General features: G+C 49.8%; 2 protein-coding genes. Both read right to left on the bottom strand.

All coding sequences use genetic code 11. The annotated features are described in order from the left end of the window. Positions 1-292: 292 nt before the first annotated feature. Complete coding sequence (locus tag J4G02_22975; protein MCE2397372.1) at positions 293-1,999, bottom strand: ABC transporter ATP-binding protein; 1,707 nt, start codon at positions 1,997-1,999, stop codon at positions 293-295. Between the two features lie 144 nt (positions 2,000-2,143). Continuing rightward, positions 2,144-3,283, bottom strand: a complete 1,140-nt coding sequence (locus tag J4G02_22970; protein ID MCE2397371.1) for a mandelate racemase/muconate lactonizing enzyme family protein — start codon at positions 3,281-3,283, stop codon at positions 2,144-2,146. Between the last annotated feature and the right edge of the window lie 18 nt (positions 3,284-3,301).

Here is a 3,301-nt window from a genome sequence, read left to right as displayed (position 1 = left end):
TAGGGGTTGGGTCTGCCAACCCTTTGTTCACATATCAGAGATAGCTTCGGATTTCTGTAGGTCGATTTTCCAAAATCGAGACCCCCTAGCACATAGCGCGATAGTTTTGACTTAATGACCCCGGCTTGTTGCACGCCACGCTGTGTATTTTGTCGAGATATGAATCTCGACCTACAATCTACTTTTGTAGCCCGATCTGTTAGATTGTGATCCTAGCCTGCAAATTAACAGTTTGCGCTACATTTGAAGGAGAATTAGTCCGATGTGCAGCAAGTGAGCGGTAGGGAGAGGTCTAAAGTGCTTCCAGTTCTTCTTGCAACAACTGTTTCTCATGGATACCGGCATAAATACCGTTGTGTGCCAGTAACTCCTCATGCGTGCCGCGTTCGACAATCTCCCCGTCTTCCAAGACGACAATTAAATCTGCCGCTTTGACAGTCGAAATGCGGTGCGAGATGAGAACCGTCGTGCAACCTTCCATAATCTCGTTCAGCCGTGTGAGGATGGTATCCTCTGTATTCGTATCTACGCTGGCAAAAGCATCGTCCAAGATCAAGATCTTTGGCTGGATCATAATTGCACGTGCGAGCGCGGTTCGTTGTTTCTGTCCGCCTGAAATGGTTTGACCGCGTTCACCCAAAAACGTATCTAATCCCTCCGGAAACTCCTCAATCTGTTCGAGGAGATCGGCACTGTGTGCCACCTCTTTGATCCCCACTTCACTTGCTTCCTTGACGCCGTAGGCGATGTTGTTTCGTAGGAGGTCAGAAAAGAGGAAAGGCTCCTGTTCAACGACACCAATGCTTGATCTCAGGAGTTGTAGCGGGATATCTTGAATATCGGCACCGTCGATGAAGACCATACCCCGCTCGGCTTGACGGATGCGAGGGATGAGATTAATCAAGGTGGTCTTACCGCTGCCGGTCGTACCGACAATTGCAACTGTTGATCCGCGCGGAATCTTGAAATTGATATTTTTCAGCACTAGTTCCCCGCGAGGATAAGCGAAGTTGAGGTTTCTAAATTCGATTTCGCCGTGAATCGTTTCGATTTCTTGGCGTACTGTTTCTCCATCAGCGATTTCAGGTTTCACATCAAGAATCCTGCGGATTCGTTCCATTGACGCTGCACCTTGCTGAAAGGTATTGACGATGAAGCCAAAAGTAATCATCGGACGAATGAACATCATTAGATAGGCGCTGAAAGATACAAAATCACCAAACGTGATTGTTCCCTCGACTACACGAATACCACCGAGCCAGAGGAGCGCAGCGATACCGAGTCCGGGTAAGAATCGGAACAATGGAAAGAAGAAGGTTGTCAGCCGAATCCGGTCACGATTGCGTTCCACGAAGTCTCGATTATATGCTTCAAATTCCTCAATCTCGCCCTCTTCAAGCGTGTACGCTTTGACAACACGCACACCGGACAGATTCTCCTGCACTTTGGTGTTCATCGTAGAAAAGCCTTCTTGGATTCGCGTGTGATATCTGTAGACCCGCTTTCCCAATTCCTTTATCAAGACAGCGAGGATCGGATACGGCAGAAGTGCCAAAAGCGTCAACTGTAGGTCAATATCCAGCATAATTACGAGCGCCAGTGCAAAGAAGATGAGCGCATCCGCGATGTATGAAATCCCCATACTGAGAACCATCCGGACGGCGTTCATATCGCTGGTTGCTCGTGCCATTAGATCTCCCGTGCGGACATCGTTATAGTAGGATGCAGGCAGCTTTTGGAGATGCGTAAAGAAATCGTTCCGAAGCTGATATTCCATCCGCCTCGCCGCACTTTGGATAACCTGACGCTGACCGAATCGAAGCGCACCTCCAACCAAGGCAACGCCCAAAATGAGCGCCGCGAAAAAAGAGACCTTCCAATAAGTAATCTCTCCTTCCAGACCACCAAGGATCCAGTTCAACGGCTCTGGTAGCGCCACAATCCCTATTTCCAGGCCATCAAAAACCCACTTTAACAACTTTGGCTGCACCACAATCACTGCGTTCGTTGTCAGTACGAAGAAAAAACTCGCGATAACAGCGACCCTGTAGCGAATGATATACGGTTTGAGATTTAAGAATAAGTTACGGATATGGCGATACTCCCTTCTTTGGTAGGTAACGGGAAGAGGCTACAACTTGTGTTATGCTCCGGGTGCGTTGAGCAGTTCCGGTTTGAGATCGATGCCAAGCCCAGGCGTTTCCGGCGCGGTCAGATGTCCCTCCTCAACTGGAACCGATCCTGTAACAAGGTTGTCGTATTGAACGAGATAGTGGCGACGGACACTTTCGAGTATAAACAGGTTCGTGAGATGGAGCGTCAGATGGATCGAGGCAGCATGCAGAACGGGACCTCCGCAGTTGTGCGGCGCGATCGGGAGATAATAGGTATCGGCAAGTACCGCGATTTTGTGAGCTTCTGTTATGCCACCGCACCAACAGATGTCGGGCATAATGAACTGCGCAATGCCTAGTTCAATTAACTCTCGGAATTGGTAGCGCGTCATCAGGCGTTCACTGATGCAGAGTGGTTGGGAAACGTGATCGGCAACCGTGGCATAGGCTTTCATGTTGTCTTGCGGCATCATCTCTTCTAGCCACATCACGTTGTACGGCTCAAGCGCGTGGGCAATCTTGATCGCCGATGGGACATTCCACAAGCCGTGAAACTCCAGTGCAATCTCAATATCATCGCCGACCGCATCGCGAATCTGTTGGACAGGTCGCAAGCCGATTTCCATATCTACTTTTGTAATAAATTGTCCACGGTTTTTGTAGCCCACCCCATCGAAGGGCCACACCTTCATTGCTCCGACGCCGCTGTCTAGGAGTTCCTTTGCCAGTTTTTCCGCTTCGTTGTTTTCGACATTGTTGAAATCGTAGCGGTGGTCATAGCAGGTGTTGTATGTGCGGACCCTATCGCGCGATTTTCCGCCGAGTAGTTGATAGATCGGTTGTCCGGCGGCTTTCCCGTAGATGTCCCATAGTGCAATATCGATGGCGCTGATTGCTCGTAACTCCGCGCCCGCCCAACCGTGGAAGCCGATCACCCGGAACATATCCTGCCACAACCGTTCAATCTCCAGTGGATTTTGCCCTATCAGCATCGACGCAAACCTGCCACGAATAACGCCGCATTCTGCTTCGCCGAGTGGATAGGTTTCACCGAGGCCTGTGATGCCTTCATCGGTATGAATGCGTACCCAGATACATGGGATTTGTTCGCCCTCAATGATGAGGGGACCCTGCTGCGGGTAAATCATTTCAACCTTCGTAATTTTCACACTGCCTCCGATTCATAA

Source organism: Candidatus Poribacteria bacterium, from assembly GCA_021295755.1.
GTDB lineage: Bacteria > Poribacteria > WGA-4E > WGA-4E > PCPOR2b > PCPOR2b.
Note: the sequence above shows the minus strand (reverse complement) of the source record. Positions and strands in the feature narration are given on the sequence as shown.